This window comes from Nostoc sp. S13 (assembly GCF_029379315.1).
Lineage (GTDB): Bacteria > Cyanobacteriota > Cyanobacteriia > Cyanobacteriales > Nostocaceae > Nostoc.
Map to the genome: position 1 here is coordinate 39,217 of NZ_JAQYWQ010000005.1, position 24,192 is coordinate 63,408.

Genomic DNA, 24,192 nt, shown 5'->3' on the forward strand with positions numbered 1-24,192 from the left:
TACAGACGACTATAAACGCGATGTAGATTGTAATTATTGTACAATAAACCAGCGCACAAACATGTAGAGATATTGCATCCCAAGCCTTTCCTTGAGTTAGTTGCCTAAACCCTTCTAGAATTAAAACTATAGTGGGGAAATTTTATTAATAAACTTGCTTTTATTCTGGGAGGTATGATGAGCCGTCCAATAATTCTTGGTATTGTCGGCGACAGCGCTGCTGGGAAAACAACACTAACGCGAGGAATCGCTCAGGTACTCGGCCCAGAAAATGTTACGATCATTTGTACAGATGATTATCACCGTTACGATCGCAAAGAACGTGCAGATATTGGGATCACCGCTCTCCACCCGGACTGCAACCATTTAGATATTATGCAGCAACACCTGTCGTTGCTACGCACAGGACAGCCAATTCTCAAACCAGTTTACAGCCATAAAACCGGCACATTCGAGCCACCGCAGTATATCAAGCCCAGTAAATTCGTGATTATTGAGGGATTACTCGGTTATTCTACCCGTGCTGCCCGTGATTCTTACGACGTGAAAGTTTACCTTGCACCCCCTGAAGAACTACGTACTAAATGGAAAGTCAAGCGGGATACCCAAAAGCGCAGCTACACTGCTGAACAAGTGCTGGCGGAACTAGAAAAGCGCGAACCAGACTCAGCACAATTTATTCGTCCGCAACGGCAATGGTCTGATATAGTCATTAGTTTCTACCCGCCCACCGGAGAAGATGATGAAACCAATGGACATTTAAATGTGCGTTTGGTACTACGTCCGACAATTCCCCACCCAGATTTTACCCAGATTATCAGCTCTGGCTATGGTAATTCCTCTTCAGCGATTCGCCTGGGGCTAGACAGGGATATGAGTAAACCCGTAGATGTTTTAGAAGTTGATGGTCATGCCACTTTAGAACAAGTGAATAAGCTAGAGCATATTATTTGTTCCGATATGCCCCATTTACGAAATATTTGCGATCGCGAAAGTAATCCAGAACTGGGTAAAATTGCTGGTACAACTGGGGAAACAATCCAAAGTTATCCCCTGGCTCTGACTCAGTTAATCATTACCTACCACATGCTGAAAGCAACGCAAATGCACCAATAACTATATTCAGACCAAAATCAGGGTAGCACTGCCGATTTCATAGTTGGTCATAAACGAAAACAAAATCCTGTAATACGGGAAAAAAAGCAGGCAGACTTAGATATGCTGCAATTATCTGCTGCTACCGGAGAAATAGACCTAAAGTATCTAGATGAATCAAGGTTTTGTCTGTGGAGTGAACCAGGCTACACCTATTACTTTAGAGGTGAGCAAAAATGTTTGGAACAAACAAAACGCCGTGGTCGCAGACTAAGCATTATTGGGTTCCTTCAACCTTTGATCAGTTTTGTTTATGGTTTGGTGATCGGAGGCGTTAACCGCAAGTCTTATATCCAAATAATGGAGCAAGAAGCAGCTGATGCCCAAAGAACGGGACGTACTAGGGTAATTGTGCAGGATAACGGACCCATACACCGATGCAAAAAAGTACAAAAGCTATGGTCAAAATGGGAACACATGGGTTTGTACATCTTCTTTTTACCCGAATATTGCTCCGAAATGTAGCTTGCTTGCGGAAGGGTACCCCATTGAATTGGAGTGGCAACACCTTAAAAAAAATGAACTATGTGGGCAAATATTCGATGATGAACTAGACCTTGCTTACGCTGTAATTGATGGTATTTAAGCTAGGGGAGAAAGAGGAAACTACAGTACGGATCGTGTCAAATTTAACTCCAATTCTTCAAGTTAAATTTTTGTTACATACTTGTAAATTTTCCCACTCACCTACTTAGCGTCGTAGAATATATCAGATGACGCAAAAGCGTATCCGCTCAATAAATCGGGGCGAACTACCAGTTCAGGAACGAGTTTACGCCATTTGAGCCTTGTCACTGAGCGATTTACCCTGGATTATTGAGCGATTACGAAACCAGTCTAAGTAGATGTTGCATTAGACTTCTTGCATAAATCAAAAATAAGAACCCCACCCCGCCTTTGACTTACGTCAAAGTCTCCCCTCCCCGATGGTTTGGGGAGGGGCTGGGGGTGAAGTGTTAGGGACTTTTGCAAGAGGTCTATTGATTTGAACTACCTATCTAAGGTTTCTCCCTGCTGGCAGGGCCACTCATAGATGACATCTCTGCTCTGCCAGCGAATATCTCTGAATCAAACTTATAATCCAAGGGATTGATATGGCAGACATTATTGGAGACAACAAGAATAACACTCTAATTGGCACGTTTGAGAATGACGCTATCCTTGGTCAGGGCGGTGATGATAACCTCTTTGGTCGGGGCGGCAATGATGACCTCTTGGGTGGGCCCGGCAATGACTCGCTTAATGGCGAGGACGGCAATGACCTTCTTAATGGTGAGGACGGCGAGAATACCCTGCTTGGTGGGTTGGGCGATGATATTCTCCTTGGTGGACCTAGCAATGACCTTCTCGATGGCCAGGAGGGGAACGATCAACTCCTTGGCAGAGGCGGTGACGACACCCTGCTTGGTGGGTTCGGTAATGATGCTTTCCTTGCTGGCTCTGGCAATGACCTTCTCGAAGGCGGGTACGGAAATGACCGACTCTCTGGAGAAGACGGTGAAGACCAACTCTTTGGCGGGGAAGGGTTTGACACGCTCAATGGCGGGGCTGGCGATGACCAGCTTGATGGTGAGGCTGGCGATGACACCCTCCTTGGCGGGGGTGGCGATGATATCCTCCTTGGTGCGGCTGGCAATGACCGACTCGAAGCAGGGGACGGGGATGACAAAATCTTTGGTGGGACTGGCATTGATACTGCTGACTATTCAAATAGCACTGCTGGTGTGACCGTTAACCTAGCGACTGGAACTGCTAGTGGAGGGGCTGGGAATGATCTCCTATTTAATATCGAACAAGTCTTTGGTTCTGGTTTCAACGATTCCCTAACTGGCGGGCGTGGTAATGACACCCTCTTTGGTAGAGGTGGCAATGACGAGCTTGATGGTGGACTTGGCAATGACCTGCTTGATGGCGAGGAAGGCAACGATATTGTCCGTGGTGGGGCTGGCGATGACACCTTGCGTGGTGGGACTGGCAATAACCAACTCTTGGGTGGAGATGGTGTTGATACTGCTGATTATTTCAGTGCCACTGCCGCAGTCACTATTAACCTTGCCACTGGAACCGCTACAGGGCAGGACAGGAATGATGTCCTGTTGGAGATTGAAAAATTCGTTAGACTTATCCACAAATAAACCTCAAAATAGCTGAAACCCTTACATAGCTGGCTTTTTAGCTTATATAAAACAGGAACCTCTAAAACCCTCTCCAGAGCTAGGTTTCAGCCAAATAAAGTTCTCATTTCCGGATAAGTCTGTTGGTTCTAGGTTCAATGACACGCTCCTTGGCGGAGCTGGCAATGACTTCTTCCTCAGTGGTGGGGATGGGAATGACTCTATCAATGGTGGGGCTGGTAATGACCGCCTCTTTGGCGATAACGGCAATGACACCCTCCTTGGCGGGACTAACGACGACTTTATCAATGGCGGGAACGGCAATGACTCCCTGCTTGGCGGTAGCGGCACTGACATCCTGCTTGGTGGGCTTGGCAATGACCAACTCTTTGGTGAGGACGGGAGTGACACTCTCATTAGTAGAGAAGGCAATGATACCCTGCTAGGCGGCAGCGGCAATGACATTCTGCTTGGTGGAAGTGACAATGACCAACTCCAAGGTGGAGGCGGGGATGACCAACTCTTTGGTGGAGATGGCGTTGATACTGCTGATTATTTAAATGCCACTGCCGGAGTCACCGTAGACCTGGGCAGTGGAACTGCCTATGGGGGAGATGGGAATGATGTCCTGTTCAATATCGAGCAAGTCTTTGGTTCTAGTTTTAGGGACTCCCTGATTGGAGGAAGTAGCAGTGATACCCTCTTTGGCAGAGGAAACAATGACAGCTTGTTTGGTGGGGATGGGGATGACTTTCTTGATGGTCAGGAAGGTAATGACCTCGTCTTGGGCGAGGATGGGAATGACAGCCTGTTTGGCGGGGCTGGCAATGACCAAATCGAAGGAGGAGAAGGCGATGACACCCTCCGTGGCGGGGTCGGCAATGACACTCTCCTTGGAGGGCCTGGAAATGATCTCCTCATAGGCGTTGATACTAACGGTTCTGATTCTCCTGGATTAGGGGAGGTTGATATCTTAACTGGAGGGCCTGGGGAAGATCAGTTCTTACTTGGAGATGCTACTAATGTCTTTTATGACGATAACAACAGTGGAAGTAGTGGTTTGGCAGACTACGCTACCATCAGTGGCTTCAACTCCAACGAAGATACAATCCAGCTCAAAGGAACACTGGGAGACTATCGCTTGGAGACTGTGGGAGCCGATACAAGGGTATTTCTGGACAACTCAGGGGGAGAGGTAGATGAACTCGTTGGTGTTGTGCAAGCGTCGTCTCTGAAGCTTGATAGTGACGACTTCCTGTTCTACGAGAAAGAAGATGCTGGACAAGGGACAAACAACATACTAGCCACTGCTGAGAAGCTAGGTACTTTAACATCAGGTTCAGAAGTTAATACCTCTGCTCAACTGGCAACACTTCCAGGGAACAATCCTGATTTCGACTTTTTCACATTTTCTTTAGGTAACCCAGGAACTGTGACTATCAGCACGTCGAATTATAACGGTCTCTATCCAGTTCTCGGCCTATTTAATAGTGCCGGGAACTTACAGAAGTCTAGTACTTCTCAATCAATCACCGCTTCACTAGGGGCAGGTACTTACTCCATTTCAGTAAGTGATTATAATTATTTCCCGCAAAATGGCGGGACTTTCAATTCTGGCTCTTTTGATCCTGGTTCTTATACGCTAGGAGTCACTGTAGCCTAAAGACAAATGGTACTAAGAAAAGCGGAAACAGTTGCCAATTAAGAAGTTTGCAGCTGTTTACGTAATTTTAGTGGAGGTTTTGTTATGAAGGGGTAAGCTTTGGGGCGGCGTTTTTGAACTCGTGGTTCCCTGCGTGCGGGACGGTCAGTAACGACTTTGTGAACGATAATTTTGATTGTTCTGCTCATCCATCATTACTATCCGCTCAATAAATCGGGGCAACTACCAGTTCAGGAACGAGTTTACGCCATTTGAGCCTTGTCACTGAGCGATTTACCCCAGATTATTGAGCGATTACCTCTGCAACTTTATCCTGTACCTCAATAGATAAAGACTCAATCATCTTCACTACAGTAGCGATCGCTGCGGATGACATGGGTGCTACTCTCATATAAAATTCTTTTATTAAAGCTAGCACCAATTGCAACAGTATTGCATCAATCCAGACTTCGGCAAACTCCCAGTCATTCTTCATTGAGTCGGGTGCGGGGAGTGACGTGGTATCGATTTTCTGCATCAATTTTCCCCTCTGTATAAAATAACAGGATGCTTGACCCTTTTGGACTAATTCTGTAACCAGGGGATTACTAAAGTATCTGGTAGCCTACGCCCCATAGACGTAAAATATCACGACAACCATCTTCAAAAGTTTCTTGAAAATTGACCATTTGAAAGCTGGATAACACCCAAGAAAGCTGCTCATAATCACAATGTTGATAGACAATTGGAATAATCTTATTTTCAAAACGATTCTGTTGGAGGGCGAATATTAACTCCCGCTTAACCCACATTGAATCTACTGAGTTTGGAGAGAGCACTACAAGGAACCAATCACATCTTTTTAGTGCATTTCCAATCTCATCATGCCATTGCTGTGCGCCTAAGATGTTTGTTTTGCTGTACCAAACTGGAATGCCATGATGACGCAGAACCTCTGCCAATTTAGAAACAAATTCTTGATCTCGGCTTGAATGGGAAAGGAAAGCTTCACTTGGGATCATTTTTGGGAACTCCACTGCTGTTAAGCGGCAGCTTTTTTGAGAGCTTGGGTAATATTTCTCAAACCTTCCTCATCGTGCTCAAGATTTGATATGTAAATCATCCCAAATTTCTTCAGAATCCAGGGAATTTTCAGTTCTAATTGAGAAAGTTGCTCAGAAGGAGCAGCAAGGACAGGAATTACCCGGCCTTTATAGCCCTGTTCGCCTAGAGCATAACCTACTTCCGCATTTATGTAGGGAGAATCAACCGAGTTAGGTGTCAGTAAAACAACCATTGCATCAGACTCTCGAAGCTCATTAGCAATAAGTTCTGCCCAGTTATCGCCCGGAAAGATTTGAGTATCGTTCCAAACTTGGAAATCTGCATTTCGCAGAGCATCAGCAATTTGCCAAGCTAACTTTCTATCAGTGGAGTTGTAGCTGATAAATACCTTCATCTCATCTCCTAATTCCTACATCAAGTTTGATTCCTGATCTGAAGCTAGTTTTAGCCTAACATTCAACACCCACAGACAACCTCGCAACTGTGCCCCCACAGAGAAACTAAGGTCTAACTATTGACCTTTATTCAATTGAGAGTAAGACGTACAGAAATAGAGAAAATTTCCCAAAATTAAAGATTTTCTCAAATAAAGATGATTTTGAGAGCAAACAAGGGATAACTAAGGATAGTTACATCTTTAGTGACGATTTTCTTAGTTTTCTATGACCTATTGCCTCAGAATTGCCGACTTACCTACAAATGAGCGTCCGCGTGAGCGATTAATGACGCATGGTGCCAAAATTTTAGCCACAGCAGAGTTAATTGCAATTCTTTTAGGTACTGGACAAGGGCCAGGGAAACTGTCTGCTGTAGGTTTGGGACAATATATTTTGAGCGAATTAGGCAAACACCAACGTGATCCTTTGGCAGTTATCCGAGAAGTTAGCGCGGCGGAGTTGATGCAAATTTCTGGTGTTGGCCCAGCGAAGGCGACAAGTATCTTAGCAGCAATTGAATTGGGCAAACGCGCTTTTCAGTCTCGTCCCAATGACGGCACATTAATTGATAGCCCACTTGCTGCTGCTGCTACCCTTAGCCAAGATTTGATGTGGCAGATACAAGAACGTTTTGCAGTGGTGCTGTTAGATGTCAAGAATCGCTTATTGGGTACGCAAGTAATTACCATTGGTACTGCAACCGAAACCTTAGCCTCTCCCCGTGATATTTTTCGAGAAGTTATTCGTCAAGGTGCAACGCGGGTAATAGTTGCCCACAACCATCCTTCTGGGAACCTTGAACCCAGCCAAGAAGATATAGAATTGACGCGTCAGTTATTAGCAGGGGCGCAGCTTTTGGGCATTCCGGTACTAGATCATCTGATTTTGGGTAATGGCAATCATCAAAGTTTACGAGAACTGACAACCTTGTGGGATGAGCATCCACAGGGGGATTAAATGGGAGCATCTCAATGAGTGCAAATACACCATAGGAGAAACAAGATTCCTGCTCCCTCTCCTTAGTAACGAGAGCGCTGGGGTGAGGTTTAGGCTTTCTACACTCATTGAGATGCCCGCGATTAAATGAACAGGACGCGGGGATGCAGAGAGTTTTAACAATTTAATATTTTTGAATTGTTAAGCTTCATCTACCCAATAAAGATAATATCGTTCACTATCCACCCAGTCTCTCTGAAAATCTTTGATCGGAACAATCTTCAAATCATTGCGGTTGACATTCAGTTTTTTATTTAAAATCAGCAAAATTTTCTTTTGCTGATCTTGATTTTTGAGTAAAGAATTAATTTGGCTTAATATCTCAGGTTGTTCGACATCTTGACGACCTTTTTTAAATAGGGTAAAGCTTCCCATTTTTTGAAGCTCAGGATAGTAAAACTTTCGATTTAGATAACCCGATAAAGGAGCCATATTTGCATCTCGACTGGCAACAATAAACTCATTAGCTAACCGAGCTTTTTGAATATATTCAGATGTTTCTCGACTAGCAGAAAATGGTACAACTAAATCTCTTGAAAAACTATAAATTCCTCCCCCAAACTGGATATAAAGAATTAGCATCAACGCGATATTATGCCATTTGTTAACAAATGTAATTGAATTTGGACGAATAGAAAACTTGTTGAGTAAAACTGTAGACTCTTGATAATAACTTCCTAGCCATAAAGCCGCTATCATAACTAAATAGAAATGCCCAAAATGCCGAGGCAGACCGATAAATCTCAAGTATGTAAAGGCAAATATTACACAATTACCTATAATGTAGAAAAAGAGAGCAACTGGCTTTTTAGATAATTTAATCAAGGTTAAAATTACAATAAATAGAGCAATTACCGCACAAATAATTAAATCAAGCATTTTTTTGTGTGCAGGAATAATTAAGAAATAACTACCAAATATTCTACCTATGCTTCTCAAAAAATGACGGAGATCTAATTGTGTTAGCCAACCATTATTTAACCCACCATAAAGATAACTATCTATCGGAGGCGTAAGAATATAAATGGATAAAAGAAAAGAAAATGTGATAAGTACAATACTTAAAAATAAGTCGTATTTTTGGCTTTGACTAAAATACTGATGGCGATGTTCGCTATCAAAACAAAATTCAGATAGCAAAGTCAATGATAAAGAAAATGATACGAATAAACCATAAGCACTACTATTTGCTAATAAACCCAATAAAATTGCCAAATAAATATAAGTTATTTTTCTCGAGGAAAAAATCGTACAAAATGCAAAAATAAACAACATACTAAAGGCATAATTTCGAGAAACTAAAAGATATTCATAAAAAGGAAAGAAACCAAAGGAAAAAAGAAATTTTTGTTGATAATTAAAAGGGCTATATAGGCAAAAAAGAGTAACTGAAACAACTGTAATTGCTAAATGAAAAATTTGCATAATCATCGGATTATCTACTATTTTCCTCAGAAGTGCCAGAGAAAAATACCAGAGAACAGGATGACCTTCATAATGAATATTTGCAATTAAATCGCCGAAAGATTCACTATCTCTGACAATCAGCCAGGGATTTAGTTCATCTCGCCACATCGAATGGTTGAGAATACCTATTAAACCAAGAAAAGAAAAAATAATGATAATAAACCAAGGAGAATGAAGAGGAAATTTTGAAGTATGTTTAATGATTTTTTTGTTTAACATTGTTAGCTCAAAATGAAATTTATTTGGCTCAAATTTAAATTTGTATATGTACGGTCGATTGTCCAGCTATAGAGTCATACACCCCTCTGCTTCGAGAAATAGATAGATTACCACATTCTCGTATTAGTGGGATAGATTATTGAACGAGTTTGTAAAATCAGAGGGGAGGCATCTCAATGAGTGTAAAAAGCCTTGTAAAACCTCACCCCAGCCCTCTCCGTGGGTTCGGAGAGGGAGCAAGAATCTTGTTTTTCCTATGGTATATTTGCTTTCACTGAGATGCTCGCAATCTGAGTGGGTTACACAAGGGGATAATTGTTGTAGAAGTTGGTACACTGTTAGCGGTAGCGATCGCCTTGACTGTGGGGTTGCCCAGCTACGGTAGCAATGATATGTATATTGTTGAAAGTTTTGGTTGATATCGCCAGGATGCGATCGCATCCAAAATGTGCAAAATACCCTTCAGATTGGAAGTCTAGTAACGTTAAGTTGACTATTTGGTATTACTCATCACATATTTTTTGGCAAATATTATGTATAAATGTTACCGAATTTTTTCGCTTCAGAGTAGAAACAAGCAGTGTTTTTCAAATGCCTTCATAAATTAAGATTTATTTGCTACTTTCGACGATCAACTGCTCACTCAATAAAAAAAATTGAAGTCAGATGATAAATATTATTCTATATACCCTATAATTTTCTTAATTACGGTATCAGCTTAGAAATACCGTAGATTTAGGGGTAAATTCTGATGAGCAAGTCGCAACAACCAACACAATTGGGTAAATTTCTAATTGAAGGAATGCAAGTTTATGCTGTGAAAGCTTTGCAGTTCATGGAGCTTTCGTATCAACACACAATTAGAAGTTGGTTGAATGGACGCAGTGTGCGAAGCTTTGTGAGTCTGTTTCTCATCGGTACTTTTTTGAGTATAGCAGTTACCTCCTGCTCTGGAAGCAGTTCAGCTACCAAGGGTGATGTCAAGCTCAAACTCGTTTCTTTCTCTGTCACCAAAGCGGCTCATGACCAGATAATTCCTAAATTTGTGGAAAAATGGAAGCAAGAACACAACCAAAACGTCACATTTGAGCAAAGCTATGGAGGTTCTGGCGCTCAAGCGGCTACTGTTATTGCCGGTTCGCAAGAAGCAGACATTGTACATTTGGCACTTCCCTTGGATGTCAACAAAATTCAACAAGCAGGTTTAATTAAAACAGGTTGGGAAATAAAATCACCGAGAAGTGGTATTGTAAGTAGATCGGTTGCTGCGATCGTAACGCGTGAAGGTAATCCAAAAGGCATCAATACTTGGGCAGACTTGGCAAAAGATGGCGTGACATTGATTGCGGCTAACCCAAAAACTTCTGGTATTGCTATTTGGGAATTCTTGGCTTTTTGGGGTTCGGTGAGTCTAACAGGCGGTGATGAGGCGACAGCACTAGATTATATCACCAAAGTTTATAAAAATACCCCTATTCTAACGAAAGATGCCCGTGAAGCCAGCGATTTATTCTTCCAAAAAGGTCAGGGAGATGTCTTAATCAACTACGAAAATGAGGTTATTTTGGCGGGTAAAAATGGGAAGAAGTTGCCTTACGTTGTACCACAAGTCAATATTTCCATTGATAATCCTGTAGCAGTAGTCGATAAAAACGTCGATAAACACGGTACCAGAGAAGTTGCACAAGCATTTATTGATTTTCTTTACTCAACAGAAGCTCAACGGGAATTTGCCAAATTACAATATCGTCCTGTTAACCCCACCGTTACCCAAGAAGTAGCATCACAATATCCGCCAATTAAAACTTTATTCACATCTCAAGATTTAGGTGGTTGGGATATTATTCAGAAAAAGTTTTTTGGAGATGGGGCAATCTTTGACAAAGTGCAAGCTGCAAACAAAGCATGATATCTATTTAATCATGCAGCATTCTCTACTTGCAGATAGCCAAGCATAAGGAATTCGCAGTAACTTTATCTGAATTGATAATTTATGAGCTTTAATAGCCGATTTAAGGATAGCCTTTTCCTGACATTTTTAATGATTATTGCCAACAGTATCACTGCTTGTAGCAGTAATGAGGAAAAGAAAAGTCAGGTGAGTATTGATGGTGCAGCTGTAGGTTTTCCTATTTCTTTAGCAGTTGCAGAAGAATACGGTAAAGTCAAACCTGAAGCTAAAGTAAGTGTTGCCTCAAGTGGTACTGGTGGTGGGATAAGTAAATTTTGTGCTGGAGATATTGATATTGTTGGTGCTTCTCGCACCATTAGAGATGAAGAAATCAAAAAATGTCAAAGTAAGAATATTAAATTTGTCGAGTTGCCTATAGCTTTAGATGGCATCGCCGTGATTGCCAACCGCCAAAATAACTTTGCCAAATGTCTAACTATTAAGGAACTGGGTAAAATTTGGGGTGGTAAATCAGACGGCAAAATATTGACATGGAATCAAGTTAATCCCAAGTTTCCTAATCAAAAACTGAAGCTGTATGCTCCATCTTCTGATACAGGAACATTCGATTATATGACTCAAGCTGTGACTGGCAAAGCCAAGAATGGCCGTACAGACTACACTGCCACTCAGAATCAAAACCTTCTCGTACAAGGAGTGTCAGGTGATGTATCAGCGTTGGGTTATGTGGGGATATCTTACTACATTCAAAATCAAGATAAACTGAATCTAGTTGCTGTAGAAAGTCTTACAGGAAAGTGTGAAAAACCAGTTCCAGTGGATAATGTAATTAAAAATATCTATACACCTTTGTCTCGTCCTCTCTTCATCTATGTCAGTAAAAAATCTTTAGATACTAAGCCAGCAGTAAAAGAATTTGTAGATTTTTATCTAGAAAATTCTTGGAAGTGGGTAGATAGTGTTGGTTATGTAGCATTACCTGATGAAGCTTACCTGAAAGTCAAACAAAAATTTGCTACTGGTGAAACTGGGACAAAATTCAAAAAAGCAAAACCAGGTGAACCAATCACAAACTTTATTTAAATAAAGTCTCAGTCATTGTAGTCTGAGTGTAGTTAAAACTTAACTGTTTATGCAAAATACCAATTCTCAAGACGATTCTTATCTACAATCCAGACAATCGCTGGAGAAAAATGCATCTGAAGATATCTCAGAAAAGATTGTTGCGGCAATTTTATTTGCTTGCGCTTTAGTTTCGGTTTTGACTACCTTTGGGATTGTCGTAATTATCTTTCAGGAGACGTTTGGTTTTTTCCAAGAAGTCTCGTTTGCCCAATTCTTTCTTGATACTAAATGGACACCTTTATTTGCCGATAGACATTTTGGTGTTTGGCCATTGATTAATGGTACTTTTTTGACTACAGCTATTGCGATGGCAGTTGCTATTCCTTTGGGTTTATCTTCTGCTATTTATTTAAGTGAATATGCTCAACCCAAAGTAGCAGCAATTTTACGTCCAGCAGTAGAACTTTTAGCAGGAATACCTACTGTAGTATATGGTTACTTTGCGCTGTTGTTCCTTACACCATTGCTACAGAATTTTATCCCTCTGGAAATATTCAACGCTTTGAGTGCGGGGTTAATGATGGGCGTAATGATTACTCCTACTGTTGGTTCTATCAGCTTAGATGCTATCCGAGCAGTTCCACGTTCTTTACGAGAAGGAGCTTATGCTTTAGGTATCACTAAACTGGAAACGATTTTTAAAGTAGTTCTACCAGCCGCGCTTTCTGGAATCATAGCCTCGATTATTTTGGGTATTTCTCGAGCTGTGGGTGAAACAATGACTGTCCTTATTGCCGCCGGACAACAACCAAGACTAACTGTTAATTTTGCGGAATCAATAGAAACAATGACAGCTTACATGGCACAAATTTCTGGTGGAGATAGTCCACGGGGTAGTCTCAATTTCAAGACATTATATGCTGTAGGTGCTGTTCTGTTTCTACTTACCCTTGCTTTGAATATTGTTAGTTACTGGATTGCTAATCGCTTTAAAGAAAAATACGACTAAATAGATATGGCTATAAGTTATCAACGAGATGATTCTCTAGATTCTGCGGCAGAATTTACCGATAATGTTGAGAGTAGGGAGACATTAGGGAAAGTATTTGAAGTACTTTTTCTGTTAGGATTGCTGATTGGTTTATTTATCCTAGCTTTGCTACTTTTTGATATTTTTAAAGACGGATTAGCCAGATTTTTGTCACCGGGCTTTCTCACCGAAAACCCTTCTCGTTTTCCTGACCAAGGTGGTATTCGTCCTGCGATTATCAGCAGTGTTCTTTTAGGAAGTGTTGTGATTTTAGTGACTGTCCCAATTGGTATAGGAGCAGCTTTATATCTAGAAGAGTATGCACCTAAAGCTTGGTGGACAGCGATTATTGAGATTAATATCAGTAATCTAGCGGGTGTGCCTTCTATTGTCTATGGATTGCTGGGTTTAGGAGTTTTCAATTATTTGCTTGGGTTTGGGCCCGCTTTGATTTCCGGTGCATTGACTTTATCTTTGTTGTCTTTACCAGTAATTATTGTGACAGCTAGAGAAGCAATTCGCGCTGTCCCAGATTCCCTGAGAAATGCTTCTTACGGATTAGGTGTCACGAAATGGCGAACTATCAGCAATCATGTCATACCCTATGCTATTCCCGGTATTCTCACGGGGGTGATTATCTCTGTATCCCGCGCTATTGGTGATGCAGCCTCTCTGATTGTTGTCGGTGCTGTGGGTTTTCTCACCTTTAACCCTGGTTTGTTTCAGAGATTTATGGCATTACCCATTCAAATTTACAGTTACATAACTCGTCCTGAACCGGGTTTTGCTAATGCAGCAGCAGCCACAATTATTGCGTTGTTACTCTTGATTTTAGTTTTAAATGGTGTAGCAATTTATATTCGACAACGCTTCTCAATAAATTAGGGAATTAAATATCTAATTCGATACATTCACAAATATTAGGAGTTCAGCCAAATGACTTACAGCAATAGTAGAAGTAAATCAGATAGTGCCACAATCGACCAAGACAACGGCGTATTCAATGTTGAAGGTGTGAAAGTCTTTTATGGGGGATTTCTGGCACTTTTAGATGTGTACCTAAAGATTCCTGAAAAACAAATTATTGCTTTTATTGGGCCTTCAGGATGTGGTAAAAGTACCTTACTACGTTGCTTCAATCGGATGAATGATTTAATTCCTGGAGCTAAGGTTGAAGGTAGACTGAATTACCGCGATCGCAATATTTACGATCCCAAGATAAATTCTGTAAAATTAAGACGACAAGTCGGAATGGTTTTTCAAAGACCGAATCCTTTCCCTAAGTCAATATACGAAAATATTTCCTTTGGCCCGCGTGCTAACGGTTATAAAGGTAACGTTGATGAATTGGTGGAAGATTCCCTCAGACGCGCTGCTATCTGGGATGAAGTCAAGGATAAACTCAAAGAGAAGGGTACTGCATTATCTGGCGGACAACAACAACGGCTTTGCATTGCGCGTGCGATCGCCATGAAGCCAGATGTATTATTGATGGATGAACCATGTTCTGCTCTCGACCCAATTTCTAGCCGCCAAGTCGAAGAACTCTGCTTAGAACTCAAGGAGCAATACACCATCATCATGGTGACACACAATATGCAGCAAGCTTCTAGAGTCGCAGATTTCACGGCTTTCTTCAATACAGAAATTGACGAGCATGGCAAACGTCGTGGCAAATTAGTTGAGTTTAATCCTACAGCTCAAATATTCAGTTCTCCTCAAACCAAAGAAGCAGAAGATTATATTAGTGGACGGTTTGGTTAGGGACTTACAGTTAAAAAACATCCCTAGGGGATGCTCCGCGAACGTAGGGGCGCAAGACCTTGCACCCCTACAAATATACAAATAATTTAATTGCGATCGCCAAAATTGGAGCCGCATAGTAGATGCGAGCAAACAAAATATTATCTACTTTCATGAAAGACATGCAGAATGTAGGATGTATAGTGGCTGCAATCCCGATTAGGGCAAGTCTGCGATGGATAGCTGTGATAGATGCTCTCAATTTGCTAATGTTCTAAGCTGCTATATTATATGGTAGTGGCTGGTTTTAGTCTTTGAACTGAATTTTATTATCCTGGTTTTCTGTTCTATTGATACTCATACCCCTCTTAGTAGTGAAACTTTTCAACGGTTCATCAATGCATTTTCGCAACAGCTTGCAGGCGATATAGACTAAGCATCAGATCACCATATCACTTACAATCAAAAAGACCTACAACCCGCCAAATTTTTTGGCATTCAAGTTCACGGGTTATGAAAGACTTTTTTATTAGCTACACGGGCAAAGATCGCACCTGGGCAGAGTGGATAGCCTGGGTTTTGGAAGAGGCGGGATACTCCGTGGTAATCCAAGCATGGGACTTTAGACCTGGTGGCAATTTTGTCCTGGATATGCAGAAAGCAACAGAGGCAAACCGAACCATAGCAGTTTTTTCATGGCTCTACCTGCAAAAGCCATTTCCGCAGTCTGAGTGGGCTGCTGCTTTTGCCCAAGACCCAACTAGTGCAAACCGTAAGCTTATCCCAGTTCGGGTGGAAGACTGCAATTCTCAAGGACTACTGAGCCAGATTATCTATGTCGATGTATTTAATTGTGATGAAACAGAAGCGCATCAACGGCTGCTAGCAGCCCTAAAAGACGGACGTATGAAGCCTGAACAGCGACCAATATTTCCTGGGAAAGCGTTTGAGCATCAAGTACTGGAGCCTGTTATATTTCCAGGAATGTCTGAAGTAGCAGTTCAAAATCCTCAACCTGCGATTCAAGTGCCAACACCATCACAGAAATACCGATTGGAGCAAAAACAGGCTACTTTGGAGGAGGAGCGACAAATAAGAGAGGACAAGCTGAAACAACTACGGAAAAGTGAGGCCTTTGAGGCAGCCACAGCTATCAAATTCCAGTTGAAGAAGCAAATCGAGGAAGAGGAAGTTCAACTAGTAAAACTGGATAAAGAGTTGGATGAGATCGAGAGGCAGCTCGGTCAATAATTCAAGTTGCTAGTTACAGCAGATTTCAAGGAAGGTGAGGTAGACAAGCTAAGTCTGTTACCCAGATATACAGCGTGTTTTACTCCTGAATTATGGATTCTGAATACTACTGTATATATTGGTATTAGATATTGAATTTTAGATAATTTATTTTTGGAAGTCCTTTAAAAACATCAAAGTTTTAATTATGGAAAATATGCTGAGGCTTAATATGACTAGATTAAAGTAATATTTAGCTTAAGTACTTATACTGTGTGTTATGTTTAAGCCTCTGCCATTTACTTTAATTGCAGTTACCATTCTAGTTGCATCAATCAATAATCCCAGTACTACCTTAGCTCGAACTTGTGCTTCTAAGTGTGGTTCGCACCCAATTCAGTTTACACCTGGGCAACACATCCGAGTTGAAGTCGTAAATAGCACACCTAACCTGATCAAAATCCAAAAACCCTCCGGGACTGATGCAATATCCTTAAGTCCAGGACAGAAATTAAATCTAGAACAAATAGAGGGTACTGAGCCAAATACATCTCTAATATTTTGGAGCGAAACGGGTTTGTCACTACAAGCAATTGTCTCGAAACCTAACTTTGGCACTTTGCGGCTGGAACTCCGTCCGACTTTGCGTTCTCCGGGCGATCGCTCGTTGTATATTATGGATGATGGTAGGATAAACGTGTTTTAGATCGTAAATAATGTTATTAGTTATGAGTTAAGAAACAACTTTCAATTCAACACAGACGCGATTAATCGCGTCTCTACTTCTAACTCCTGTACAGACGCGATTAATCGCGTCTGTACTCCTAACTCCTAACTTTTATTGTGCTAGACCGAGCTGTATCTGAACTCTCAAAGCCTCGCAGGCGCTTACCTAATCAGCGCTGGCAGATTTATCCACAAAAACCAGAATTTGCCCAAAATCTGGCGGTTTTGACAAATCTTTCACCCATTATCAGCCAGTTGTTGATTAATCGGGGTATGGAAACACCAGAACAGGCACAAGCATTTTTAAATCCAGAGTCTTTAGTTTTGCCTTCGCCGTTGGAGGATTTCCCAGATTTGGCGATTAGTTTAGAGTTGTTGCAAAATGCGATCGCTTCTCAAACTAAAATTGCTATTTGTGGTGACTACGATGCTGATGGGATGACCAGCACTGCTCTACTTTTGCGTAGTCTCCGCACTTTAGGCGCACAAGTAGATTATGCTATTCCCAGTCGGATGCACGAAGGCTACGGTATTAATAAACGCATAGTTGAAGAATTTCACAGCGAAGGTGTAGGATTAATTCTGACTGTAGATAATGGCATCTCTGCGTTTGAACCAGTTGCTAGAGCTAGAGAACTTGGTCTTGCAGTTATTATCACTGATCACCACGATATCCCCCAAAAATTACCGCCAGCTAACGCTATCCTCAACCCTAAACTTATAGCTGAATCTTCACCTTATCGGGGTGTTGCTGGTGTTGGTGTTGCCTACATTTTGGCAGTGTCTCTAGCACAACAGCTAGGGGAAACTAAGGGCTTGATCCAGCCAATGCTAGCACTATTTACACTGGGAACGATCGCAGATTTAGCTCCCTTAACTGGCGTAAATCGCCGTTGGGTGAAACGTGGTTTACAGCATTTACCAAAATCCAACTTGGCTGGGGTGCGGGCATTAATTCAGGTAGGTGGCGTGCAACTGAGGGGAGAGGAAGCAGAGGAAGCAGGAACAGATGAAGAGAAACTTGAATCTCAAATTCAAAATCCAAAATCCAAAATCCAAAATCCAAAATCGTTAAAGCCTGAAGATATCGGTTTTCGCTTGGGGCCGCGAATTAATGCTATTGGGCGAATTGGTAATCCCCAAACTGTGATTGAATTGCTGACTACAGATGATATGGGGGTGGCGCTGGAACTGGCGAAGCAGTGCGAACAAACAAATACTAGTCGCCAGTTAATGTGTGAGCAAATTGAACAAGAAGCGATCGCTTATGTAGAGACAGAATTTGTTGCATCTCTACAACAAGACCGTGTATTAGTTGTTGTTCAACCCAATTGGCATCACGGCGTTATTGGGATTGTCGCCTCCCGCTTGGTGGAACGTTACGGCGTTCCCGTGTTCATCGGTACTTATGAGGATGAAGAACATATACGCGGTTCAGCACGAGGAATTCCAGAGTTTCATGTATTTGAAGCTTTGGAATATTGTCACGATTTACTAGGGAAATTTGGCGGACATAAAGCAGCCGGGGGATTCTCTCTACCAGCAGAGAATTTACAGATGTTGCGATCGCGTTTGATTGAGTTTGCTAACCAGTGTCTTGAACCCCAGCATCTCAAGCCTCTGCTTAAAATTGATGCCGAAGTCAACCTCAATCACATCAATCAGCAGCTTTATCAACAGCTTAATACTCTACACCCCTGCGGTATGGACAACCCCGATCCAATTTTCTGGACACCTAATGTCCAAGTGGTTGAGCAAAAAATCGTTGGTAAGGGTCACATTAAACTAACAATTGCCCAAACTGTTGATAATCAGCAGTATAAAATCAAAGCGATCGCCTGGCGTTGGGGCGACTATTTCCAGCTACCACCACGAGTGGATGTCGCTTACAAACTGCGAGAAAATTACTTTAACGGTAACACCACCATCGAGCTAGAGTTAATCGGTGTCAGACTGCCAATTCAGCCTCAACAATTTTTTGCTTCGCCACCTATCCCGTCAAGCACCACCTTTGAGTACAACCAGCGACATTATACTTGTGGTTTCTATAAAAACGGTATTGAAGCAGAATTAAGAATTAAAAATTCTGAAGGCAAAGTCTTAGCCATGCAGCCAGGACATATAATTGGTTTGCTGGGTACTAATCGTCAAAACGCCAAAAAGGTTGATATTTCTCAACCACAGTATGACAATATTATCCAAGCTGCACTTCAGGCATTATCAGTATTGAGTGCTGAGTTATGAGTTATGAGTTATAAGTTCTTAACTTTTCACTCCTAACTCTGAACTATTAATTCTTCAGTCAGCACTCAGCACTCTTATAAGTTGCCGTTGCGAAATGCCAGCACAAAGATTACTGCTGGGCCAGCAATCACAATTAGCGCCACGGACAGCAATTGGAAGATAACTTCCCAATTGATACTGGTAAAAGCGTTAAACAAGTCACCTACAGCGTCAAACATTTTTCCTTTTCTCCTCTCAATTGTCTTAAAAAATTCAATAACTTAATTACAAAACCCGCAATCGATCATATCTGGCTATGGTCTATTAGATTTAATTTACTTAACAAAATTATAAGAAAAGATATAAAAACGTAAAATTAGGAGGATTGGGTATTGGGCATTGGGCATTCGTTATTTTCTCCTTGTCTCCCTCATCTCCCTCATCTCCCCCACTCCCGACTCCCGACTCCCGACTCCCGACTCCCCACCCCCACTCCCTAATCCAAAATGTCAACTTGGCAATGTGTAAAGCAATGTGGAGCCTGCTGTAATCTTGATCCAGCAGAGCGTCCAGATTTGGAAGAATATCTCTCACCACCAGAACTAGAACTCTACCTCAGCATGGTAGGTGAAGGGGGATGGTGTGTTAATTTCGACCATACGACGCGAGAATGTCGCATCTACTCAAATCGTCCGCGCTTCTGCCGTGTGGAATCAGAAGTGTTTCAAGACATGTATGGGATTGAACCAGAAGAAGTTAACGATTTTGCTATTGACTGCTGTCGCCAGCAAATAGAAGGAGTATATGGCGATCGCAGTTTGAAAATACTACGCTTCGACAAAGCTGTTGGGCTTTGACACTCCATCGCTTTTTTTTCTATAGAGTTGCAATTTATTAACAATCTGAGAATATGATAGAAATATGAAAACAATCTAGCAACAAAACTACTGCTTGTGAAACTTGACTCTGCACCTTTGGGCATTTCTGGCATATCTCAGACTGAGATCGAGCTAGAACTGGAAGACAGCACTGATTTGAGCTTAACTCCTGCGATCGCCGTTGAGCCAGTTCAACCTGTAGTTGTCGATAGTCCTCAAAAGCAGCAATCAGTGCTAGTAGTTTTTGGTACAACTTTTGTAACTATTTTTCTAGCAGAAATTGGAGATAAGACTCAGCTATCTACCCTGTTAATGAGTGCAGAATCTCATTCGCCGTGGGTGGTATTTATCGGATCTGCGGCTGCGCTGATAACCACCAGCTTATTAGGTGTGCTTTTAGGTAGTTGGATAGCCAGCCGACTCAGCCCGAAAACTGTAGAAAAATCAGCAGGAATAATGTTGTTGGTGATTTCCCTAATGCTGTTTTGGGATATATTCCAAGGTTAGAGACGCGATTAATCGCGTTTGTACAGGAGTTAGACGCGATTAATCGCGTCTGTACAGTAGTTATTCTCCCTCATCTCCCCCTGCTCCCCCTGCTCTTCGGTCACTGAGCGTAGCCGAAGTGCTGCTTACCCATCTCCCCCACTCTCCCCCTTAATAATTATGGATTGGCATCTTTTAGGACTGAGCTTTATTACAGTTTTTTTATCAGAATTGGGTGACAAAAGTCAGCTAGCAGCGATCGCACTTTCAGGGCGTTGTAATTCTGGGCGTGCAGTATTTTTTGGCGCAGCAGGCGCATTGCTGTTGACAAGCTTGTTGGGATCATTAGCAGGGGGTGCAGTAGCAGAATTATTACCTACACGCGTCCTAAAAGCGATCGCTGCTGTGGGATTTGCCATCCTCGCTGCACGCCTGCTGTTATTTAACAATGAACCATTGACAGATTCTGAACAAACACCTTAAACAAGAATTCAGAATCCAGGAATCAGAATTACTCTTGGTAGGGGATTGAAACCTGCCAAGGTTTTAAACCGATATCACTCAGTACTTCTCTACGAGAGGCTGCGCCAACGGTAAGCTCAGTAACCATCGGACTGGAATTCATCAGCAATTCTGACTCCTGAGTTCTGAATTCTTCTTCACAAAGGTTCCCAACCGGTTCCTTTGTAGCCGTATTCAAAAATTTCTGGATGCAAAATTTCTGCTAAAATTTCTAGAGAATCTACCAGTCGCGGCCCTGGACGATTGAAGTAAGAATTGCCATCAGTGATGTAGACTCTACCAACTTGCGTAGCGTGCAGTTTTTCCCACTCTGGACGTTTAGTGAACAAATTGGCTTCTTGACGAGTCCGATTTAAATCAAAGCCACAAAGCATAAAAACAATTACATCTGGATTAGTTGTTAATAGTGTTTCCCACGGCAAGATAGAAGAAGGCTGACCTATAGCGCAAAATAGAGAATGTCCGCCTGCTAAGTTAACTAATTCTGGAATCCAATTGGCGGCCACCATCAAAGGATCAGTCCACTCGATACAGACGACAGTAGGCACTTCATTTAAAGCAAGTCCTTGGATTTTTTGCTGACAAATTTTGACGCGAGCTTCTAAGTTTTCTAAGATTTTTACCGAGTCTACGCCAAAGGTATTGCCGACTCGCTCAATATCAGCCCAAACATCCTTGACACTATTGGGTTGTAAAGAAATAATCTCAGGTTTACTGTCAATGAGTTTGGCAACTGCCTTTTCAACTTCGTCTAAGCTGACAGCACAAACATCGCACTGGTCTTGAGTAAGAATGTGCGTAGGCTGCAACTGCTCTAAAACATCTGTTTTGATTTGATAAATACTGAGAGCAGATTGCAATAAATTGTTCACATCATCGTGAATTTGGCTACTGGAGGCATTGGAGTTTAAACGTGCTTGGGTACAAATGGGGCGATTTTGGATTTCTGGAGGGTAATCGCATTCATGCGATCGCCCCACAATAGCATCAACCAACCCTAGTGCCGCTAAAATCTCTGTTCCACTGGGAATTAAAGAAACAATTCTCACACTACTATCCGTCATCGTTCCACCTCCACAACAGCTGCCGTTACGTTGATTTTGGCAAATTTTAAGTCTTTAAGCATCTTTCTCTAGGGGAATCAACGGTATTTTGCAAGTCAGTACTAAAAAATAGTTTTTTAATAAAATTATACTCTCCGGTTAGGGAAACACTTATGACGTAATTGTAGTTATACAAAGATGGTTCTACTTTCCCCGTAGAACTGTAAGGCAAAATTATTTCTTCTTGAGGGTAACTAATGCAGGTGGTGTCGGCTAGAGAGATTACAGAGCAGAACCAAGCTCAAGAGGCTTTACAATTCCGGGCGATTTTTGAGCGTTGCCCTATCGGCATTGGACTTATAGATATGAAAGCCCAGATAGTCAATACTAACCTGGCACTGTGCAAGATTTTTGGATACAGCCGAGAAGAATTATATGGCAAGCGCTTTACAGATTACATTCCCAGAGAAAGGGGGGACTTAAAACTTTACAAACAACTGATGTCAGGAATTCGCACAGACTTAAACAGAACTGCGAGGGTTGAAAGCCAACCATTTGAACATCAGGAGCAGATTGTCGAAAGACATTGCATTAAGATAGAAAGACGCTGCCTGCATCAAGATGGTAGCTTAGTTTGGACTGACATCTCTATTTCTGTTATACCAGGCAGTAATGGTAAACCTGATTTTTTTCTAGCGATGATTGAGGACATTACTGAACGCAAGCAAACAGAGTTGAAACTGTGTGCCTCTCAAGAAGCAGCAGAAGCAGCCAGTCTGGCAAAAAGTGAATTTTTAGCAACCATGAGCCATGAGTTGCGGACACCTCTCAATGTGATTATGGGTTTCTCGCAGTTGCTGCAACAAGAAATAGTTGGCTCACTTAATAAAAAGCAGAACGAATATGTAAATTCTATATATAGTAATGGTGAACATCTGCTGGCAATGATTAACGATATCCTTGATTTATCTAAGGTAGAAGCAGGCAAAGACGAACTGTTACTCTCACCTTTGCTAGTATCAGATTTATGTAATTATGCCATGTGGACAGTGCGCGATCGCGCCTTAGAAAAGGGATTGCAACTCACACATGAAATTGACATAGGAGCAGATATTTGTATTGCTGATGAGCGGCGTATCAAGCAAATGCTACTCAACTTGCTCACCAATGCCATTAAATTCACCCCAACCGGTCAGGTATCGCTGGTAGTCAAAAAAGTACCGCAAGGGATAACGTTTACAGTTTCAGATACTGGAATTGGTATAGACTCAAATCAGTTTCAATTTCTATTTGAACCATTTAAACAGCTTGACAGTCGGTTAAATCGGCAGTATGAAGGCACTGGTTTGGGTTTAGCTTTAACACGCAAATTAGCGCGTTTGCATGGTGGAGATGTTACCTTTACATCGATTTTGGGAAAAAGTAGTCAGTTCACTCTGTTTCTACCAAATCTAGTGTATTCGGGAGATGGGGCAGAAATCAATTCAAAATTCAAAATTGAATAAAAAATTCGGATAATTAAGCTAGAGTCAGTAATGATGCGATATTTGAGTGAATTGGTCATCAAACAGGAGTCAGAATTCAGAATTCAGAATTCAGAATACTCTACCCATAAAGGGATAGAGTTTTAAGGCGAGAATATTTTAATTTTTTTCGCTTAACTTCGGGCGAGGTTTTAACCAATATTCGTCACCCACTCGTACAGAATTCATACTGAATTCTGAGTTCTGAATTCTTCTTATAAAAATACATTTTTTCATGACCAATTAGTGAAAAAATATCTAGGATATTTTACTTTGATGGTAAGAAACTTTTCCTCATTTTCACATGGGGAATACTGGCTTCTTCAAAGATTTCTCCGTCTTCGACAAAATCCAATTTTTTGTATAAATCTTTCACATATTCTTGAGCATGAATCACTACTTCTGGAATATTTTTATTAGCTATAACCTCTAGTGCTTTTATCATAATTTTCTTACCAATACCTTGTCCTCTAGATGTAGACAAAACAGCAAGTCTTTCTATTTTGGCAGTTCTCTCATCTAAATATCTAATTCTGGTAGTACCCACAACTTCCTCATTTAAATAAGCAATTAGATGATCAGATAGTTCATCTTTGCCATCAAATTCTAAAGCGGGATCTACACCTTGTTCTTCTTGAAATACCGCTATCCTAATTGCTTGAATTGCCGGAAAATCTTGAGGTAATTCAGCAACTTTTATAACTAAATTACTCATT

24 protein-coding genes and 1 pseudogene are annotated in these 24,192 nt (G+C 41.5%); 17 read left to right on the top strand and 8 right to left on the bottom strand.

Annotated elements, in window-relative coordinates:
- Positions 1-177 precede the first annotated feature (177 nt).
- The 4 genes from PUQ00_RS02790 to PUQ00_RS02810 all read left to right on the top strand — a co-directional run bounded on the left by PUQ00_RS02790 (position 178) and on the right by PUQ00_RS02810 (position 4,932).
- A complete protein-coding gene (locus tag PUQ00_RS02790; protein ID WP_300413107.1) occupies positions 178-1,116 on the top strand; it encodes a phosphoribulokinase in 939 nt (312 codons plus the stop codon).
- 102 nt (positions 1,117-1,218) lie between these two features.
- Positions 1,219-1,620, top strand: coding sequence for a transposase (locus PUQ00_RS02795; protein WP_300412935.1), 402 nt, complete (start codon positions 1,219-1,221; stop codon positions 1,618-1,620).
- Between the two features lie 629 nt (positions 1,621-2,249).
- Positions 2,250-3,290 carry a calcium-binding protein gene (locus PUQ00_RS02800; protein WP_300412937.1) on the top strand — a complete coding sequence of 347 codons (1,041 nt, stop codon included), beginning with the start codon at positions 2,250-2,252 and terminating at the stop codon, positions 3,288-3,290.
- A gap of 94 nt (positions 3,291-3,384) precedes the next feature.
- Positions 3,385-4,932: a calcium-binding protein gene (locus PUQ00_RS02810; protein WP_366145945.1), complete on the top strand. Its 1,548-nt coding sequence runs from the start codon at positions 3,385-3,387 to the stop codon at positions 4,930-4,932.
- 283 nt (positions 4,933-5,215) lie between these two features.
- Here PUQ00_RS02810 and PUQ00_RS02815 read toward each other — a convergent pair whose 3' ends face one another.
- From PUQ00_RS02815 to PUQ00_RS02825, 3 genes are all read right to left on the bottom strand, one after another.
- Positions 5,216-5,449 carry a hypothetical protein gene (locus PUQ00_RS02815; protein ID WP_300412941.1) on the bottom strand — a complete coding sequence of 78 codons (234 nt, stop codon included), beginning with the start codon at positions 5,447-5,449 and terminating at the stop codon, positions 5,216-5,218.
- 70 nt (positions 5,450-5,519) lie between these two features.
- Positions 5,520-5,933: a toll/interleukin-1 receptor domain-containing protein gene (locus PUQ00_RS02820; RefSeq protein ID WP_300412943.1), complete on the bottom strand. Its 414-nt coding sequence runs from the start codon at positions 5,931-5,933 to the stop codon at positions 5,520-5,522.
- A gap of 20 nt (positions 5,934-5,953) precedes the next feature.
- Positions 5,954-6,370, bottom strand: a complete 417-nt coding sequence (locus PUQ00_RS02825) for a toll/interleukin-1 receptor domain-containing protein (protein ID WP_300412945.1) — start codon at positions 6,368-6,370, stop codon at positions 5,954-5,956.
- Between the two features lie 268 nt (positions 6,371-6,638).
- Here PUQ00_RS02825 and radC point away from each other — a divergent pair, with 268 nt between their 5' ends.
- A complete protein-coding gene (gene radC / locus PUQ00_RS02830; protein WP_300412947.1) occupies positions 6,639-7,370 on the top strand; it encodes a DNA repair protein RadC in 732 nt (243 codons plus the stop codon).
- Positions 7,371-7,550: 180 nt separating this feature from the next.
- On the opposite strand, the gene PUQ00_RS02835 is transcribed toward radC, so the two are convergent.
- On the bottom strand, positions 7,551-9,095 hold the full coding sequence (locus PUQ00_RS02835; protein WP_300412949.1) for a hypothetical protein: 1,545 nt from the start codon (positions 9,093-9,095) through the stop codon (positions 7,551-7,553).
- A 751-nt stretch (positions 9,096-9,846) separates the two neighbouring features.
- Here PUQ00_RS02835 and PUQ00_RS02840 point away from each other — a divergent pair.
- From PUQ00_RS02840 to PUQ00_RS02875, 8 genes are all read left to right on the top strand, one after another.
- Complete coding sequence (locus PUQ00_RS02840) at positions 9,847-11,004, top strand: sulfate ABC transporter substrate-binding protein (protein WP_300412951.1); 1,158 nt, start codon at positions 9,847-9,849, stop codon at positions 11,002-11,004.
- 84 nt (positions 11,005-11,088) lie between these two features.
- Entirely contained in the window at positions 11,089-12,090 is a 1,002-nt protein-coding gene (locus PUQ00_RS02845; protein WP_300412953.1) for a PstS family phosphate ABC transporter substrate-binding protein, read from the top strand.
- Positions 12,091-12,139: 49 nt separating this feature from the next.
- Positions 12,140-13,081, top strand: a complete 942-nt coding sequence (gene pstC / locus PUQ00_RS02850; RefSeq protein ID WP_300412954.1) for a phosphate ABC transporter permease subunit PstC — start codon at positions 12,140-12,142, stop codon at positions 13,079-13,081.
- Between the two features lie 6 nt (positions 13,082-13,087).
- Positions 13,088-13,987 (top strand): phosphate ABC transporter permease PstA, encoded by a 900-nt coding sequence (gene pstA / locus PUQ00_RS02855; protein WP_300412956.1) that lies wholly within the window; start codon positions 13,088-13,090, stop codon positions 13,985-13,987.
- 51 nt (positions 13,988-14,038) lie between these two features.
- A complete protein-coding gene (gene pstB / locus PUQ00_RS02860; RefSeq protein WP_300412958.1) occupies positions 14,039-14,866 on the top strand; it encodes a phosphate ABC transporter ATP-binding protein PstB in 828 nt (275 codons plus the stop codon).
- Between the two features lie 492 nt (positions 14,867-15,358).
- Positions 15,359-16,096, top strand: a complete 738-nt coding sequence (locus PUQ00_RS02865; protein ID WP_300412960.1) for a toll/interleukin-1 receptor domain-containing protein — start codon at positions 15,359-15,361, stop codon at positions 16,094-16,096.
- Between the two features lie 259 nt (positions 16,097-16,355).
- Positions 16,356-16,781 (top strand): hypothetical protein, encoded by a 426-nt coding sequence (locus PUQ00_RS02870; RefSeq protein ID WP_300412962.1) that lies wholly within the window; start codon positions 16,356-16,358, stop codon positions 16,779-16,781.
- A 137-nt stretch (positions 16,782-16,918) separates the two neighbouring features.
- Complete coding sequence (locus PUQ00_RS02875) at positions 16,919-19,045, top strand: DHH family phosphoesterase (protein ID WP_300412964.1); 2,127 nt, start codon at positions 16,919-16,921, stop codon at positions 19,043-19,045.
- A gap of 74 nt (positions 19,046-19,119) precedes the next feature.
- Here PUQ00_RS02875 and PUQ00_RS02880 read toward each other — a convergent pair whose 3' ends face one another.
- Complete coding sequence (locus PUQ00_RS02880; RefSeq protein WP_073642184.1) at positions 19,120-19,263, bottom strand: photosystem II reaction center protein Ycf12; 144 nt, start codon at positions 19,261-19,263, stop codon at positions 19,120-19,122.
- Between the two features lie 109 nt (positions 19,264-19,372).
- A complete protein-coding gene (locus tag PUQ00_RS02885) occupies positions 19,373-19,537 on the bottom strand; it encodes a hypothetical protein (protein WP_300412969.1) in 165 nt (54 codons plus the stop codon).
- Here PUQ00_RS02885 and PUQ00_RS02890 point away from each other — a divergent pair.
- The 3 genes from PUQ00_RS02890 (at position 19,531) to PUQ00_RS02900 (ending at position 20,871) form a co-directional block, all read left to right on the top strand.
- Positions 19,531-19,881: a YkgJ family cysteine cluster protein gene (locus PUQ00_RS02890; protein WP_300412971.1), complete on the top strand. Its 351-nt coding sequence runs from the start codon at positions 19,531-19,533 to the stop codon at positions 19,879-19,881. The genes PUQ00_RS02885 and PUQ00_RS02890 overlap by 7 nt on opposite strands.
- 96 nt (positions 19,882-19,977) lie before the next feature.
- Entirely contained in the window at positions 19,978-20,409 is a 432-nt protein-coding gene (locus PUQ00_RS02895) for a TMEM165/GDT1 family protein (RefSeq protein ID WP_300412973.1), read from the top strand.
- Between the two features lie 159 nt (positions 20,410-20,568).
- Positions 20,569-20,871: a TMEM165/GDT1 family protein gene (locus PUQ00_RS02900; RefSeq protein WP_300412975.1), complete on the top strand. Its 303-nt coding sequence runs from the start codon at positions 20,569-20,571 to the stop codon at positions 20,869-20,871.
- A gap of 176 nt (positions 20,872-21,047) precedes the next feature.
- On the opposite strand, the gene PUQ00_RS02905 is transcribed toward PUQ00_RS02900, so the two are convergent.
- On the bottom strand, positions 21,048-21,974 hold the full coding sequence (locus PUQ00_RS02905; protein WP_300412977.1) for a cobalamin-binding protein: 927 nt from the start codon (positions 21,972-21,974) through the stop codon (positions 21,048-21,050).
- A gap of 251 nt (positions 21,975-22,225) precedes the next feature.
- Between PUQ00_RS02905 and PUQ00_RS02910 the strand changes: the two are divergent.
- Positions 22,226-23,458, top strand: a pseudogene (locus PUQ00_RS02910) (ATP-binding protein); the annotation flags it as partial.
- Between the two features lie 286 nt (positions 23,459-23,744).
- On the opposite strand, the gene PUQ00_RS02915 reads toward PUQ00_RS02910, so the two are convergent.
- On the bottom strand, positions 23,745-24,191 hold the full coding sequence (locus PUQ00_RS02915; protein ID WP_300412979.1) for a GNAT family N-acetyltransferase: 447 nt from the start codon (positions 24,189-24,191) through the stop codon (positions 23,745-23,747).
- Position 24,192: the final 1 nt, after the last annotated feature.

What these genes read in the sequence shown, in the direction of transcription:
- PUQ00_RS02790 (WP_300413107.1), top strand. Translation starts at nt 178, where the DNA reads ATGAGCCGTCCAATAATTCTTGGTATTGTCGGCGACAGCGCTGCTGGG.
- PUQ00_RS02795 (WP_300412935.1), top strand. Translation starts at nt 1,219, where the DNA reads ATGCTGCAATTATCTGCTGCTACCGGAGAAATAGACCTAAAGTATCTA.
- PUQ00_RS02800 (WP_300412937.1), top strand. Translation starts at nt 2,250, where the DNA reads ATGGCAGACATTATTGGAGACAACAAGAATAACACTCTAATTGGCACG.
- PUQ00_RS02815 (WP_300412941.1), bottom strand. Translation starts at nt 5,449, where the DNA reads ATGCAGAAAATCGATACCACGTCACTCCCCGCACCCGACTCAATGAAG.
- PUQ00_RS02820 (WP_300412943.1), bottom strand. Translation starts at nt 5,933, where the DNA reads ATGATCCCAAGTGAAGCTTTCCTTTCCCATTCAAGCCGAGATCAAGAA.
- PUQ00_RS02825 (WP_300412945.1), bottom strand. Translation starts at nt 6,370, where the DNA reads ATGAAGGTATTTATCAGCTACAACTCCACTGATAGAAAGTTAGCTTGG.
- radC (WP_300412947.1), top strand. Translation starts at nt 6,639, where the DNA reads ATGACCTATTGCCTCAGAATTGCCGACTTACCTACAAATGAGCGTCCG.
- PUQ00_RS02835 (WP_300412949.1), bottom strand. Translation starts at nt 9,095, where the DNA reads ATGTTAAACAAAAAAATCATTAAACATACTTCAAAATTTCCTCTTCAT.
- PUQ00_RS02840 (WP_300412951.1), top strand. Translation starts at nt 9,847, where the DNA reads ATGAGCAAGTCGCAACAACCAACACAATTGGGTAAATTTCTAATTGAA.
- PUQ00_RS02845 (WP_300412953.1), top strand. Translation starts at nt 11,089, where the DNA reads ATGAGCTTTAATAGCCGATTTAAGGATAGCCTTTTCCTGACATTTTTA.
- pstC (WP_300412954.1), top strand. Translation starts at nt 12,140, where the DNA reads ATGCAAAATACCAATTCTCAAGACGATTCTTATCTACAATCCAGACAA.
- pstA (WP_300412956.1), top strand. Translation starts at nt 13,088, where the DNA reads ATGGCTATAAGTTATCAACGAGATGATTCTCTAGATTCTGCGGCAGAA.
- pstB (WP_300412958.1), top strand. Translation starts at nt 14,039, where the DNA reads ATGACTTACAGCAATAGTAGAAGTAAATCAGATAGTGCCACAATCGAC.
- PUQ00_RS02865 (WP_300412960.1), top strand. Translation starts at nt 15,359, where the DNA reads ATGAAAGACTTTTTTATTAGCTACACGGGCAAAGATCGCACCTGGGCA.
- PUQ00_RS02870 (WP_300412962.1), top strand. Translation starts at nt 16,356, where the DNA reads ATGTTTAAGCCTCTGCCATTTACTTTAATTGCAGTTACCATTCTAGTT.
- PUQ00_RS02880 (WP_073642184.1), bottom strand. Translation starts at nt 19,263, where the DNA reads ATGTTTGACGCTGTAGGTGACTTGTTTAACGCTTTTACCAGTATCAAT.
- PUQ00_RS02890 (WP_300412971.1), top strand. Translation starts at nt 19,531, where the DNA reads ATGTCAACTTGGCAATGTGTAAAGCAATGTGGAGCCTGCTGTAATCTT.
- PUQ00_RS02900 (WP_300412975.1), top strand. Translation starts at nt 20,569, where the DNA reads ATGGATTGGCATCTTTTAGGACTGAGCTTTATTACAGTTTTTTTATCA.
- PUQ00_RS02905 (WP_300412977.1), bottom strand. Translation starts at nt 21,974, where the DNA reads ATGACGGATAGTAGTGTGAGAATTGTTTCTTTAATTCCCAGTGGAACA.
- PUQ00_RS02915 (WP_300412979.1), bottom strand. Translation starts at nt 24,191, where the DNA reads ATGAGTAATTTAGTTATAAAAGTTGCTGAATTACCTCAAGATTTTCCG.